The sequence below is a fragment of the Nostoc sp. genome (assembly GCF_036917935.1).
Classification (GTDB): Bacteria; Cyanobacteriota; Cyanobacteriia; order Cyanobacteriales; family Nostocaceae; genus Nostoc.
The window spans coordinates 194,017-206,570 of record NZ_JBALEL010000006.1 but is presented as its reverse complement, the minus strand read 5'-3'; the positions used below and the strand labels follow the sequence as shown (position 1 = coordinate 206,570).

The following is a 12,554-nucleotide window of genomic DNA, read 5'->3' as shown; positions in this document are numbered from 1 at the left end:
ACCCAACAAAGCAATTTTTTTGCTATTTACCTAGAATAGTCCTGAGCAGCTTGGGATTTGATAACCGTTTCATTTTTGGTAACTGTAACTTATACAACACTAAATATTTCCGTCTAGGATTAGGGGATATAACAGTATTTGTTGGTATCCGGTCAATAATCCGGGTTAAGTAATTACTCAGTAGACGTAGGTTGGGTGGAGCGGAGTGCAACCCAACTGATTATCAGGATGTTGGGTTACGCAAAGCCTCCACCCAACAAAGCAATTTTTTTGCTATTTACCTAGAATAGTCCTGAGCAGCTTGGGATTTGATAACCGTTTCATTTTTGGTAACTGTAACTTATACGACACTAAACATTTCCGTCTAGCATTAGGGGATATAACAGTATTTGTTGGTATCCGGTCAATAATCCGGGTTAAGTAATTACTCAGTCGCTTATACCAATTCTTTATGAAGACGCATAGAAAGAACCCCACCACCTGCGGCACCTCCATGCCTTGGGGAGGTTGGGAGTTCCACAACGACAACTCAAAAGCTACTCTTGAGCCTATGTTCGAGATACTAACACTGTGGAAGATGCCTTCTAGCGGAGATCAACGCTACAACAATGCGGGTTGGTTTATGTATCAGGGATTGTCAGTAGACCGAAAAGTTTTGCGATCGCTCAGTGATGGATACTTGCAAATCATATTGCTGTCTGAAAAATGTACTTTTTGATACATTTTTGGGGAAATTCGTTGATGAGCATGGATACTGAAACCAGTCGTATCCTATGGTGTTGTATCATGTTCAGTGAAATACTTATTATGAAGACAGCAGGGAGCAAGGGGGAAAAGAGTTTTAGATTTTTGCACAGATATATCGAACGATCGTTAATTAACTGGACTTGATGTAACAGAGCGCTTTCAATACTAAAGTCATTGGAACAGGTATATGAAACTAAAAGATAAAATTGCACTGGTTACAGGTAGTAGTCAAGGGATAGGACAGGCGATCGCAATTCGTCTAGCACAGGAAGGAGCAAGTATTGTTATCAACTATCGCTCTCATCCTGAAGGGGCAGAAGAAACCTTGTCGAAGGTAAAGGCAGCTGGTGGCCAGTGCCATATCGTAGACGGGTTCACAATTCAAGGAGATACAGGTAAGGTTGCCGATGTGCAGCGCCTGATTGCAGACAGTATTTCCCACTTTGGCAAGTTAGATATCTTAGTTAACAATGCAGGGATAGAAAAAAACGCCGATTTTTGGGATGTGACTGAAGCTGATTACGATGCTGTGATGAATGTGAATCTCAAAGGAGTATTCTTTGCCACACAAGCATTTGTGCAACACCTACTAAAAACAAAGCAACCTGGCAAGATTATTAATATTAGTTCCGTACACGAAGAATTACCCTTTCCGCACTTTGCTGCTTACTGTGCTAGCAAAGGTGGCTTGAAAATGCTCACCCGTAATTTGGCTGTGGAACTGGCTCCTCATGGCATTAATATTAATAATGTTGCGCCAGGGGCAATTGAAACCCCTATCAATACTAAACTTTTAAACGATCCACAGAAGTTAGGGGCACTCCTGAAAAATATTCCCTTGGGACGATTGGGACAACCAGCAGATGTTGGATCTATGGTGGCATTTCTGGCATCTTCTGAGTCTGATTATGTGACCGGCACAACATTTTTTGTTGACGGTGGATTGCTCTGGAATTATCAAGAGCAATAGAGAGGCAAGGGGGCAGGGGGGCAGGGGGGCAGGGGGGCAGGGGGGCAGGGGGCAAAAGATTTGGAGTTCAAAGCCTCATTAATGGAGTTTAAAGCCTCATTAATGGAGTTCAAAGCCTCATTAATGGAGTTCAAAGGTTCATTAATGGAGTTCAAAGGTTCATTAATGGAGTTCAAAGGCTCATTAATGGAGTTCAAAGGCTCATTAATGGAGTTCAAAGGCTCATTAATGGAGTTCAAAGGTTCATTAATGGAGTTCAAAGGCTCATTAATGGAGTTCAAAGGCTCATTAATGGAGTTCAAAGGCTCATTAATGGAGTTCAAAGGTTCATTAATGGAGTTCAAAGGTTCATTCCCCATTCCCCATTCCCCATTCCCATTTTAAATTTTAAATTTTGAATTCGGAGCGAAGCAACGTGACTCCAGAAGAAGTAAGATTGCAGCAGGATCGGGAACGTGTTGCCTACTGGAAACGCTGGGGGCCTTATCTCAGCGATCGCCAATGGGGAACGGTGCGGGAAGATTATAGCCGAGACGGTTCTGCTTGGGATTATTTTCCTCACGATCATGCGCGATCGCGTGTTTATCGTTGGGGCGAAGATGGTATTGCTGGTATTTCTGATAGTCGGCAGCGTTTGTGTTTTGCGATCGCTCTGTGGAATGGCAACGATCCCATTCTCAAAGAACGACTATTTGGACTAACGGGCACAGAAGGTAATCACGGTGAGGATGTTAAAGAGTATTACTTTTATCTTGACAATACGCCCACCCATTCCTACATGAAATGCTTGTATAAGTATCCCCAACAAGCATTTCCCTACACGCAACTGCTAGAAGAAAATCGGCGGCGAAGCAAATTTGAGCCGGAGTTTGAGCTACTTGATACGGGGATCTTTGCCGAAAACCGTTATTTTGATGTTTTTGTTGAGTATGCCAAAGCCGCACCGGAAGATATTTTAATTCAAATTGCGATCGCTAATCGCAGTTCAGAAGTCAGCACACTCCATCTACTACCAACACTTTGGTTTCGGAATATCTGGGCTTGGAATCCCGAAATTGAGAAACCTTTTATGAAAGTGGTTAGCTCAGATTCCAACTTCAGTTTAATTGAAGCCGATAATTCTCACCTGGGAACTCGCTGGCTTTACTGCCAAGGAGATACAGAACTCCTCTTTACCGACAACGAAACCAATTCCGAACGATTATTTGGTTATGCCAATGGCTCACCTTATGTCAAAGATGGCATTAATGAGTATGTTGTAAATGGGAAAACAGCAGCCGTCAATTCCAAACATATAGGTACAAAGTTTGCTTCTCACCACAAATTAACCATCAATCCAGGTGAAACTAAAGTTGTGCGCTTGCGGTTGAGTGATGTGCAAACACTGACAGATCCTTTTGGCAAAGATTTTGACACAATTTTCCAGACACGCATTACCGAAGCTGATGAATTTTATCAGGGCATCTGTCCCTTTCCCGTGTCAGAAGATGAGCGCAATATTCAGCGCCAAGCCTTTGCCGGTTTGCTATGGAGCAAGCAGTATTATAACTATGTCGTTCATGACTGGCTCAAGGGCGATCCCCAACAACCGCCACCTCCACCGGAACGACAGGCTGGACGCAACCATGAGTGGATTTCTCTATTTAGCGAAGACATCCTCTCGATGCCAGACAAATGGGAATACCCTTGGTTTGCTGCTTGGGATCTAGCATTTCACCTGATTCCTTTAGCTGTCATCGATCCAAATTTTGCTAAGTTGCAGCTTGACCGACTGACACGAGAATGGTATATGCAGCCCAATGGTCAATTACCTGCTTACGAATGGGCATTTGGTGATGTTAATCCCCCCGTGCAAGCGTGGGCAGCTTTGCGCGTTTATCAAATCGAGCAGAAATCTTGCAAAAAAGCCGATCGCGCTTTTCTAGAAAAGGTCTTTCACAAGCTGCTGCTGAATTTTACTTGGTGGGTAAATCGCAAAGATGTAGAAGGTAAGAACGTCTTTCAGGGCGGGTTTTTGGGACTGGACAACATAGGGGTATTTGATCGCAGCAAGGAATTGCCCACAGGCGGCCATCTCAATCAAGCAGATGGTACAAGCTGGATGGGAATGTACTGTTTAAATATGCTAGCGATCGCCCTGGAACTCGCTAAAGAAGATTCTACCTACGAAGACATTGCTAGCAAGTTCTTCGAGCATTTTCTCTACATTGCCGATGCCATTGACGATATCGGGAATGCAGATATTTCGCTGTGGGATGAAGAAGACGGCTTTTATTACGATGCGCTGCATTTACCCGATGGACGGCAATTTCCCGTCAAAGTGCGCTCAGTGGTAGGCTTAATTCCCCTCTATGCCGTCGCAGTGCTGGAATTAGAAACTTTAGAACGTTTTCCCGGCTTTAAGCGTCGGATGGAATGGTTCATTCGCAATCGCCCAGATTTAAAAGATAATATTGCCTGTATGGAAACACCGGGAGTTGGTGCGAGAAGGCTATTAGCGATCGCTTACAAGACAAAGTTACAACGTATTCTGCAACGGATGCTGGACGAGAATGAATTCTTGAGTGATTACGGAATTCGCGCTATTTCAAAACATCACCTCAAAGATCCTTATGTTTTACATCAAGGCGAACATGATTACTGCGTTCGTTACGAACCCGCCGAATCTACCACAGGTTTGTTTGGCGGTAACTCTAACTGGCGTGGCCCGATTTGGTTCCCGGTAAACTACTTAATTATTGAATCACTCTGGAGGTTTTATGATTACTTCGGAGATAGCTTGAAGGTGGAATATCCCACAGGTTCCGGGGAAGAAATGACATTAAAGGAAGTAGCGATCGCGCTTTCTCATCGCTTAGTTGCAATTTTTGAGCAAGATCCTGCCGGTCGTCGTCCAGTATATGGCGGTCTGGAAATATTTCAATCCGATCCCCATTGGCGCAACTATATTTTATTCCACGAATACTTTCACGGAGATAACGGGGCGGGTATTGGAGCCAGTCATCAAACAGGCTGGACAGGATTAGTCGCCGCGCTAATTCTCCAAAATGCTGAACACCGGGCAAAAGAGCAGTATGGAAACATTTAGAAAGCATTTACCAGAATACTTAATGGAAGCAGCAGAACTGGGATTATTTATGATTGCTGCGGGAGTATTTACCTGTGTGTTTCAGTATCCTGGTTCCCCGATTCATCAAGCAATTCCCAATGGCGATTTGCGCCGATTTTTAATTGGTGTGGTCATGGGGATAACGGCAATTACCCTGATTTATTCGCCTTGGGGCAAGCAATCCGGCGCACATATAAATCCTGCTGTCACGCTCACATTCTATCGTCTGGGAAAAGTCAAACGTCAGGATGCTATTTTTTACATTCTGTTTCAATGTTTGGGTGGATTGTTTGGGGTTTATTTGGTGGCATTATTGCTGGGTCAGGTGTTCACCAAAGTGCCTGTGAACTATATTGTCACCGTCCCCGGAAAATCAGGTTGGGTTGTGGCTGTATTGGGCGAACTAGTCATTGCATTTGTGATGATGATCACAGTTTTGCTAAGTAGTAACAATCAGAAACTCAGTCGCTTTACAGGGCTATTTGCCGGATTTCTGGTAATGCTTTACGTTTTTTTTGAAGCTCCTTTATCTGGCTTTAGCATGAACCCTGCCCGCAGCCTTGCTTCTGCTTTACCTGCCCACATTTGGACAGCATTTTGGTTATATATAATTGTCCCACCTACGGGGATGTTGTTGGCATCAGGAGTATATCAATATTTATTTGGCAAACGCGCCGTCAAGTGTGCCAAATTGCATCACGACAATCACAAACGCTGTATTTTTCGCTGTGACTACAATCGTCACGGCAAAATCGATTTGAGCGACTCTCTGCCAATTCCAGGAGAACAATCATGACAACGAACACTCATTATGATGCGATTATCATCGGCACTGGGGCGGGTGGTGGCACTTTAGCCTATCATCTTGCACCCAGTGGCAAGAAAATTTTAATTTTGGAACGGGGTAAATTTTTACCGCGAGAAAAGGAAAATTGGAGTGCGCTGGAAGTTTACCAAAAAGAAAGGTATCACACTCCAGAGCAGTGGTATGACGTAAACCATAAACCCTTCCGTCCAGCAACGAACTACTGGGTTGGTGGTAATACGAAAGTTTATGGTGCAGCTTTGTTACGATTACGGGAACGCGACTTTGAGCAGGTGGAACACAAGGACGGCATTTCACCAGAATGGCCATTAAAATACCGCGACTTTGAAGCGTACTACACTCAAGCAGAGCAGCTTTACGATGTCCACGGTCAAGGGGGTATCGATCCCACCGAGGCAGCTAGGAGTTTACCTTATCCTTATCCTCCCGTACACCATGAACCCCGAATGCAGGAACTTGTTAACAGTCTGAGGGAAGCTGGTTTGCATCCCTTTAATCTGCCGTTGGGATTGAAACTTAATGAAGTAGATAAGAGTTTGGGGAATTGTATTCGTTGCGATACCTGCGATGGCTTTCCTTGTTTAACTCAAGGTAAAGCCGATGCTGAAGTTAACTGTATTCAACACATTCGCCATAATCAAAACATTACTTTACTGACTGAAGCCAAAGTCACACGGTTACATACAAGTCCCTCTGGTCGAGAAGTCACCCGCGTAGAAGCTGAGATTGGCGGCGAAACTCAATTCTTTACAGGTGATATTGTTGTAGTTGCTTGTGGCGCGATTAACTCAGCAGCATTGTTATTGCGATCGCACAATGACCAACATCCCAACGGATTAGCAAACAGTTCCGATCGGGTGGGACGCAACCTGATGAAACATGTTTGCATGGCAATGGTGCAACTAAATACAAAACTTAATCCATCTGTTTATCAAAAGACGATCGCCATTAGTGATTTTTATTGGGGCGAATCCGATTTTCCCTACCCGATGGGTTTGGTACAAAATACTGGTAACGTATTGGCAGATATGCTACCTGCCGAAGTTCCTGCACTACTGGCTCCACTATTAAAACTGCGACCAGGGGCAGAACTGAAAACAGTTGCCGAGCATACAGTTGGCTGGTGGTTGCAAACAGAAGACTTACCCGATCCTGAGAATCGCGTGCAGGTAAAGGAAGAGCGCCTTTACTTGAACTATAAACCCAACAACCTAGAAGCAAGCGATCGCCTAGCTAAACGTTGGGTAGGTGTTCTCAAGCAGGTCGATCGCGCAGAACACTGTATTCCATTTAGCCTCTATCCCCGCAACATGATGCCACTGCAATCGGTTGGTCATCAATGCGGTACTTGTCTTTTTGGAGAAGACCCAACAACCTCCGTACTCGATCTTAATTGCCGTACCCATGACGTGGATAATCTCTATGTTGTCGATGGCAGTTTCTTTCCATCCAGTTCCGCCGTCAATCCGACGCTGACCATTATCGCCAATTCCTTGCGAGTTGGCGATCGTTTACTAGAGCGATTGAAATGATCCACATTCAGGAGGGGTAAAAATCCCGGAGCAAGTCAAACAGAGAACAAAGCAACGAATATGGTTTGAAGACTTCGCAGTTGTAGTCATTGGTTAACTGGATAATGCGTAGACGCTCTTAGCGGCTTGTCGCAGACATCGCCCTCGCGCAACAAATTCCCACCTTATCAAAACATTGTTCGCGTAGCGTCTCGTAGAGAAGGTGGGGACTTTTGCGACACGTTAAATTAAGCCTTGATGTAATTGAAAATATTGTTGTAGAGTACATAATTGTCCTATGCCACTCACCCTATGACTACCGCACCCTTAAGCTGGGAAGAACTAGAAACCCTCACGGACTATCAAATAGATACCGTTAATGGTCTTACCAACGCTAGAGCCAGGTTGCGCTTGTTTGGTCAGCCAGAATCTGCTGTGCGGGTAACGCTGTACCGCGATAACCACGCCTGGTGTCCTTACTGTCAAAAAGTTTGGTTATGGCTAGAGGAAAAACAGATCCCCTATCGCATCGAAAAAGTGACAATGTTCTGCTATGGGGAGAAAGAAAGTTGGTACAAACGTAAAGTACCATCAGGAATGCTCCCCGCGATCGAGCTAGATGGACGGATTATTAAGGAAAGCGATGACATTTTGCTCGCTTTGTCAAAGGTATTTGATCCATTGAGCCAAGGGATGGAAGACCGCACGGTGATTCCTCTACGTCAATTAGAACGACTTTTATTTAGAGCTTGGTGCGCTTGGCTATGCTCTAGAACCGATTCCTCTCAACAAGAACAACGCAACCGAGAACAATTTATCGGAGTGGTGGCTAAGGTTGAGTCGGCTCTGGGTAGCACCTCAAGCCCTTACTTTCTATCAGGCTTCGGCATCGTCGATGTCATTTTTACGCCATATCTCGAACGGATGAATGCCAGCCTTTACTACTACAAGGGCTACTCCCTGCGTTCGGAAAACCCTCGCTTGAGCGCGTGGTTTGCGGCAATGGAAAGCCGACCGACCTACTGCGGTACCCAGAGCGACTTTCACACTCACGTACATGATTTGCCGCCCCAGATGGGGGGCTGTTGGGAAAACGGCGAAACCCAGATGCTTCTCAATAAAGCGCGGGTGGATAACGGCCCCTGGTTCGGGCTACCAGATGTTACTTATCCAGAACCGGAAAACTCCCGCATGGAAGCTCTTCAACGAACTATCGATCACCGGATCAATATTATCCGAGTCAACCCCTTAGATGATAAATTGTTTGATCGAGCGCTACGTTGTGCTTTAACACAGATGATGACAGGTGAAGACTGTGTACCTCCATCGGGATCTGATGTTGCTCTACGGTATTTGCGCGATCGCATTAATGTACCGCGAGACATGTCCATCTACGCAGCCAAGCGATTGAGGGAATCCCTGGAGAAAACCGCAGCCCTTGCCGGTGATGGGCAGCCAGCCCCCATTCCCACTAAGCATCGACGAGATCAAGACCCGTCTAACTTTGTCATCAAGTAGGATTACGCATCACGACCCGTAAGTTTGTTGGGTGGTACTCTGGGTGTATCTAGTCAGAATTATCGTGGCGATCATCTGGCATCTGTGACTAATTCTAACTGCGATCGCCACCTCAATATCTGTGATTTGAATCATCGGTTAATCCGGTAGCCACTGCCGACCATCGCGCATCAACAAATTATCTGCTGCCAATGGCCCCCATGAGCCTGCTGTGTAGTTTGGAAAGTTTTCAGGCGAAGTGCTTGCCCAAGCCTCCAGAATGGGGCTGACGACGCTCCAGCCCAGTTCTACGTTGTCAGATCGCTGAAACAAAGTCGCATCACCGATCATGCAGTCGTACAGCAAGGTTTCATAGCCGGTACTTGCGATCTTACCAAAGTGATCATTGTAGCAAAAGTTCATTTCTACTGCATCCATCATCATGGCGGGGCCAGGAACCTTTGCACCAAATTGGAGGTGAATTCCTTCCTTTGGTTGAATGCGGATGGTCAAGAAATTAGGCGTGAGGCAATCAATCGACGTATTGCGAAACAATAGTGAGGGTACTTGCTTAAATTGAATTGCAATTTCAGTTACGCGTTGGGCCAGACGCTTGCCTGTTCGGAGATAAAATGGTACCCCTGCCCAGCGCCAGTTGTCGATGTTCAGCTTTAAGGCAGCATAAGTTTCAGTGGTAGAGTCTGACGCAACTCGTGACTCTGAGCGATAAGCAGATACTTGAGTATCTTTAAGCGTTCCCGCATCATACTGTCCTCTTACGGTGTTAGTTTGTACGGCTTCAGCAGTTAGCGGAATGATCGACTTCAATAGTTTTGACTTTTCATCACGCACCTCGTCAGCTGAAAACGAGATTGGCGGTTCCATCGCCGTCATTGCCAGTAGTTGAAACAGATGGTTTTGCACCATGTCCCGCAATGCCCCTGTGCCTTCATAGAAATTACCTCTGCCTTCGACTCCAACGGTTTCGGCTACGGTAATCTGTACGTGATCGATATGTTCGCGATTCCAAATCGGTTCAAACAAGCCATTACCAAACCGAAACACCAGAATGTTTTGTACAGTCTCTTTTCCCAGGTAGTGATCGATCCGGTATATCTGTTTTTCCTCTAGGACAGCTGCAATAGATTTGTTCAAGGCACGAGCCGAGTTCAAGTCGTGCCCAAACGGTTTCTCAATGATGACTCGCCGCCATTGATTATTGTCTTCACGCACCAATCCTGCTGCACCTAATTGCGTAATGATGTCGCAAAAGAAGTTAGAGGCAGTTGCCAGATAGAACAAATAGTTTCCCTGAGTACCACAGTCTTGATCGACTTGAGTAAGTAAGTCTTGCAATTGATGATAAGTGTCAGCTGACTGAAACTCACCTGCAAGATAGTACAATCGTTGCTCAAGCGGTTGCCAGAGATCATCTTCTACGGGAACTGTTGCGAACTCATGAATATCTTGGGCGAGTTTGCGGCGAAAATCATCCTGGCTCATTGGAGTGTGTGCGATTCCAACGATCGCAAATTCCGGCGGCAGCAAATTGTTTTGTTTGAGGTTGTAGAGAGCCGGAAGTAACAGACGCTTGGTTAAATCTCCTGCTGCTCCAAAGATAACGATACAGCAGGGTTCTGCCGAATGGATTGAGGGTTCAACAGGAACCTGGGGCGTGGTGGCGGTCGTCATGATAAAATCTCCGCATATTCTTCAAGATGTCCACCAAACTATATCGCATTGCAGACAACAGTTTATCGTCAGCAAACTCACCTTAAGCATAATATTTTGATTTTTACAGTTATCTTCAATTGGGCTAAATCTATTGTTGATGAAATTCCTGTAATTATTGACTATCTGAATATTCATTCTCAATGTCATATCAATATAATATCAAAAATCTCTGATTACAAAAACTGGATAACAGCGGTATGAACCTAAAGATTTATTTGATGAACCTAGGCTGCACATTAATTTAGTAGTTGGCAGATAAAGTTACGATGACACGGTAATTGATAAACCTCATAGTAACCCGAATCTAACAGAACTAATTGGTTATGTTTATTCAGGAAGGCATCACCCAGTCAGTTCTGATGCGTTCATAGTGATTGTCAATTGTAATAAAGCTGAAATTGGGTGGCGATATCAGTAGCAAAGCTTTGTCGTAAATCCCAAGGTGTTAAGACTTCAACTTGAGGTTGCCATGCTCGTAAACGCATGATGATGTTGTTGTCTCTGTGTTGGTGATCTTGATAGCGGATGAATACTTGATAGTAAGCATCTGTTCGCGATCGCTTGCGAAGAACTTTTAGTAAAGTCTGCTGTTGTTGAGGCTGTTTGATTTCACGTTGAATTAGATGCTCTACTTGCTGGTAACTGATTTCTTTAAAAGTTTCGTGGCGTTCAGTACCTTTAACATAGCGATCGCAAAATTCTCTCTCAAATCGCAGTAACATCAATTGCGAAGGCAAGTAGAAATCAAATCCCCAAGCTTTAGACATTTCTAAAGCTATATAATCTGGACTAGGCAAGGATGCTTGTTTAAACTGCTGTTGTAGATTGACAGGCAGATCAGGGTTTGTCCACTCTAAAGAAGTCATACTTTGAATATGGTCAAGGCGAAAATTATACCAGTTAGTATCTTTTTCCGGGCTTTGTCCATAGGCACACAGATAAACCGCTCTCTGTACGTAGTAGATGCATACGGGATAAACGATACAATCAACTTTATCCCCAAGTTTGGCACTACCATAAGTTAGCTTGATCGGTGGAACTGGAGTTTTAGCCCAAAGTTGTCTTAGCTCGCATTCCAAATCCTCAACCGCGTCCAGGGTGTCACGGGGAATCACATAATCGAGTTTCAAAAAAAAGCGTTGGATGCCATTGATTTTTTGAGAGTGATTTTCTGCGATCGCTGCTAAATCTTCATGCATGAAATTCAATTCATAAGCACTAATTTTGGTGATGCTAATGTCATATTTAGCAGTTATGGGACGTGGTGGAAACTCACACACCCGGTAATATTTATGATATTTGTATACAAGCCAACCCAGTTCAGCGAGAATTTCTAAATCAGCTTGCAAGGAACGACGAGTTACGCCAAACAAACGCTGCTGTAACAGTTTGTCTAAAGCCGATGCGTCGATAGCAGTGTGAGCAAGTATTGATTTTTGCCACTGGCTAGCAACTATTCCTGTTTTTTCACTGAATAACCATTGAGTTGTGGTTTTGGTACAAGGACAATGAGAGTCATGTACGAGGGGAATTTCTTCTCCTTTAGGATGTGTGGGACTAAAGAATGCCTTGCGCCAGTCTGCGTAAGAGAAAGAATCGTCTAAAACCACACCGTCTTGATTGTCACCGTAGAGCGATCGCAGCCACACCCACAACCGAATTGCCCGTAAGAGATTTTGCTTGAGATATCCGCGTCCTAAGTACTGCAATAGTTCTACATCAGGAATATCTTGAAAAACTAGTTCAGACACCAGCCCAATCTCAATAAATATAACTTTCTTTAAGATACAGCATCTTGGAAGAAGTATCTTCCAAGTGCGTGTATGATGTACCCATCAAATAAAGCTAAAGGTAATGAGTAGTTACAAAATAGAGCTAAAAGACGGAATTCTACGTATAAATTTTGGAGAACCTGCCCAAAATGACCAGATTGTGCGTGATGCAGCAGCCCGATTGGAGGAAATGGCAACATCAGGAGAACTCACAGGAGGGCAGTTACTCAAAATCAACGGGCCTATTTCTATCCCTGTAGCATTTGTTTTAGCACATAAGCTTGCTCATATTTACGGTGCAGTTGCTTTTTTCGATCCGAAATTAGGTAAATATGTTATATCAATAACACATAACCCCTCGTATAAACTAGGAGACTTAATTGATTGA

The 12,554-nt window shown here is 44.4% G+C and carries 11 protein-coding genes and 1 pseudogene; 9 read left to right on the top strand and 3 right to left on the bottom strand.

Features of this window, described 5'->3' with window-relative positions; all coding sequences use genetic code 11:
* The first annotated feature begins 451 nt into the window (after window positions 1-451).
* The 7 genes from V7K62_RS04610 (at window position 452) to V7K62_RS04580 (ending at window position 8,681) form a co-directional block, all read left to right on the top strand.
* Complete coding sequence (locus V7K62_RS04610; RefSeq protein WP_334862158.1) at window positions 452-718, top strand: hypothetical protein; 267 nt, start codon at window positions 452-454, stop codon at window positions 716-718.
* 216 nt (window positions 719-934) lie between these two features.
* Window positions 935-1,717: a glucose 1-dehydrogenase gene (locus tag V7K62_RS04605; protein WP_334862156.1), complete on the top strand. Its 783-nt coding sequence runs from the start codon at window positions 935-937 to the stop codon at window positions 1,715-1,717.
* A 60-nt stretch (window positions 1,718-1,777) separates the two neighbouring features.
* A complete protein-coding gene (locus V7K62_RS04600; protein WP_334862154.1) occupies window positions 1,778-2,101 on the top strand; it encodes a hypothetical protein in 324 nt (107 codons plus the stop codon).
* A gap of 31 nt (window positions 2,102-2,132) precedes the next feature.
* On the top strand, window positions 2,133-4,805 hold the full coding sequence (locus tag V7K62_RS04595) for an MGH1-like glycoside hydrolase domain-containing protein (protein ID WP_334862152.1): 2,673 nt from the start codon (window positions 2,133-2,135) through the stop codon (window positions 4,803-4,805).
* Window positions 4,792-5,622, top strand: coding sequence for an MIP/aquaporin family protein (locus V7K62_RS04590; RefSeq protein WP_334862150.1), 831 nt, complete (start codon window positions 4,792-4,794; stop codon window positions 5,620-5,622). The genes V7K62_RS04595 and V7K62_RS04590 overlap by 14 nt, the downstream gene beginning before the upstream one ends.
* Complete coding sequence (locus V7K62_RS04585; protein ID WP_334862148.1) at window positions 5,619-7,184, top strand: GMC family oxidoreductase; 1,566 nt, start codon at window positions 5,619-5,621, stop codon at window positions 7,182-7,184. Before V7K62_RS04590 ends, V7K62_RS04585 begins: the two co-directional genes overlap by 4 nt.
* A 291-nt stretch (window positions 7,185-7,475) precedes the next feature.
* Entirely contained in the window at window positions 7,476-8,681 is a 1,206-nt protein-coding gene (locus V7K62_RS04580) for a glutathione S-transferase family protein (protein ID WP_334862146.1), read from the top strand.
* 9 nt (window positions 8,682-8,690) lie between these two features.
* Here the strand turns inward: V7K62_RS04580 and V7K62_RS04575 are convergent, their stop codons facing one another.
* Together V7K62_RS04575 and zwf are read right to left on the bottom strand one after the other, a co-directional pair.
* Window positions 8,691-8,816 (bottom strand): hypothetical protein, encoded by a 126-nt coding sequence (locus tag V7K62_RS04575; protein ID WP_334862144.1) that lies wholly within the window; start codon window positions 8,814-8,816, stop codon window positions 8,691-8,693.
* A gap of 3 nt (window positions 8,817-8,819) precedes the next feature.
* Complete coding sequence (gene zwf, locus V7K62_RS04570; RefSeq protein WP_334862142.1) at window positions 8,820-10,352, bottom strand: glucose-6-phosphate dehydrogenase; 1,533 nt, start codon at window positions 10,350-10,352, stop codon at window positions 8,820-8,822.
* 232 nt (window positions 10,353-10,584) lie between these two features.
* Here zwf and V7K62_RS31465 point away from each other — a divergent pair.
* Window positions 10,585-10,740: pseudogene (locus tag V7K62_RS31465) on the top strand (IS701 family transposase); the annotation flags it as partial.
* 31 nt (window positions 10,741-10,771) lie between these two features.
* On the opposite strand, the gene V7K62_RS04565 reads toward V7K62_RS31465, so the two are convergent.
* Window positions 10,772-12,145: a TIGR03985 family CRISPR-associated protein gene (locus tag V7K62_RS04565; RefSeq protein ID WP_334862140.1), complete on the bottom strand. Its 1,374-nt coding sequence runs from the start codon at window positions 12,143-12,145 to the stop codon at window positions 10,772-10,774.
* Between the two features lie 103 nt (window positions 12,146-12,248).
* Between V7K62_RS04565 and V7K62_RS04560 the strand changes: the two genes are divergently transcribed.
* Window positions 12,249-12,554 carry a CRISPR-associated protein Csx3 gene (locus tag V7K62_RS04560; RefSeq protein WP_334862138.1) on the top strand — a complete coding sequence of 102 codons (306 nt, stop codon included), beginning with the start codon at window positions 12,249-12,251 and terminating at the stop codon, window positions 12,552-12,554.

Bases quoted from the DNA above. Each gene is read 5' to 3' on its own strand.
- V7K62_RS04605 (WP_334862156.1), top strand. From the start codon at position 935: ATGAAACTAAAAGATAAAATTGCACTGGTTACAGGTAGTAGTCAAGGG.
- V7K62_RS04575 (WP_334862144.1), bottom strand. From the start codon at position 8,816: ATGATTCAAATCACAGATATTGAGGTGGCGATCGCAGTTAGAATTAGT.
- V7K62_RS04580 (WP_334862146.1), top strand. From the start codon at position 7,476: ATGACTACCGCACCCTTAAGCTGGGAAGAACTAGAAACCCTCACGGAC.
- V7K62_RS04560 (WP_334862138.1), top strand. From the start codon at position 12,249: ATGAGTAGTTACAAAATAGAGCTAAAAGACGGAATTCTACGTATAAAT.
- V7K62_RS04610 (WP_334862158.1), top strand. From the start codon at position 452: ATGAAGACGCATAGAAAGAACCCCACCACCTGCGGCACCTCCATGCCT.
- V7K62_RS04590 (WP_334862150.1), top strand. From the start codon at position 4,792: ATGGAAACATTTAGAAAGCATTTACCAGAATACTTAATGGAAGCAGCA.
- zwf (WP_334862142.1), bottom strand. From the start codon at position 10,352: ATGACGACCGCCACCACGCCCCAGGTTCCTGTTGAACCCTCAATCCAT.
- V7K62_RS04585 (WP_334862148.1), top strand. From the start codon at position 5,619: ATGACAACGAACACTCATTATGATGCGATTATCATCGGCACTGGGGCG.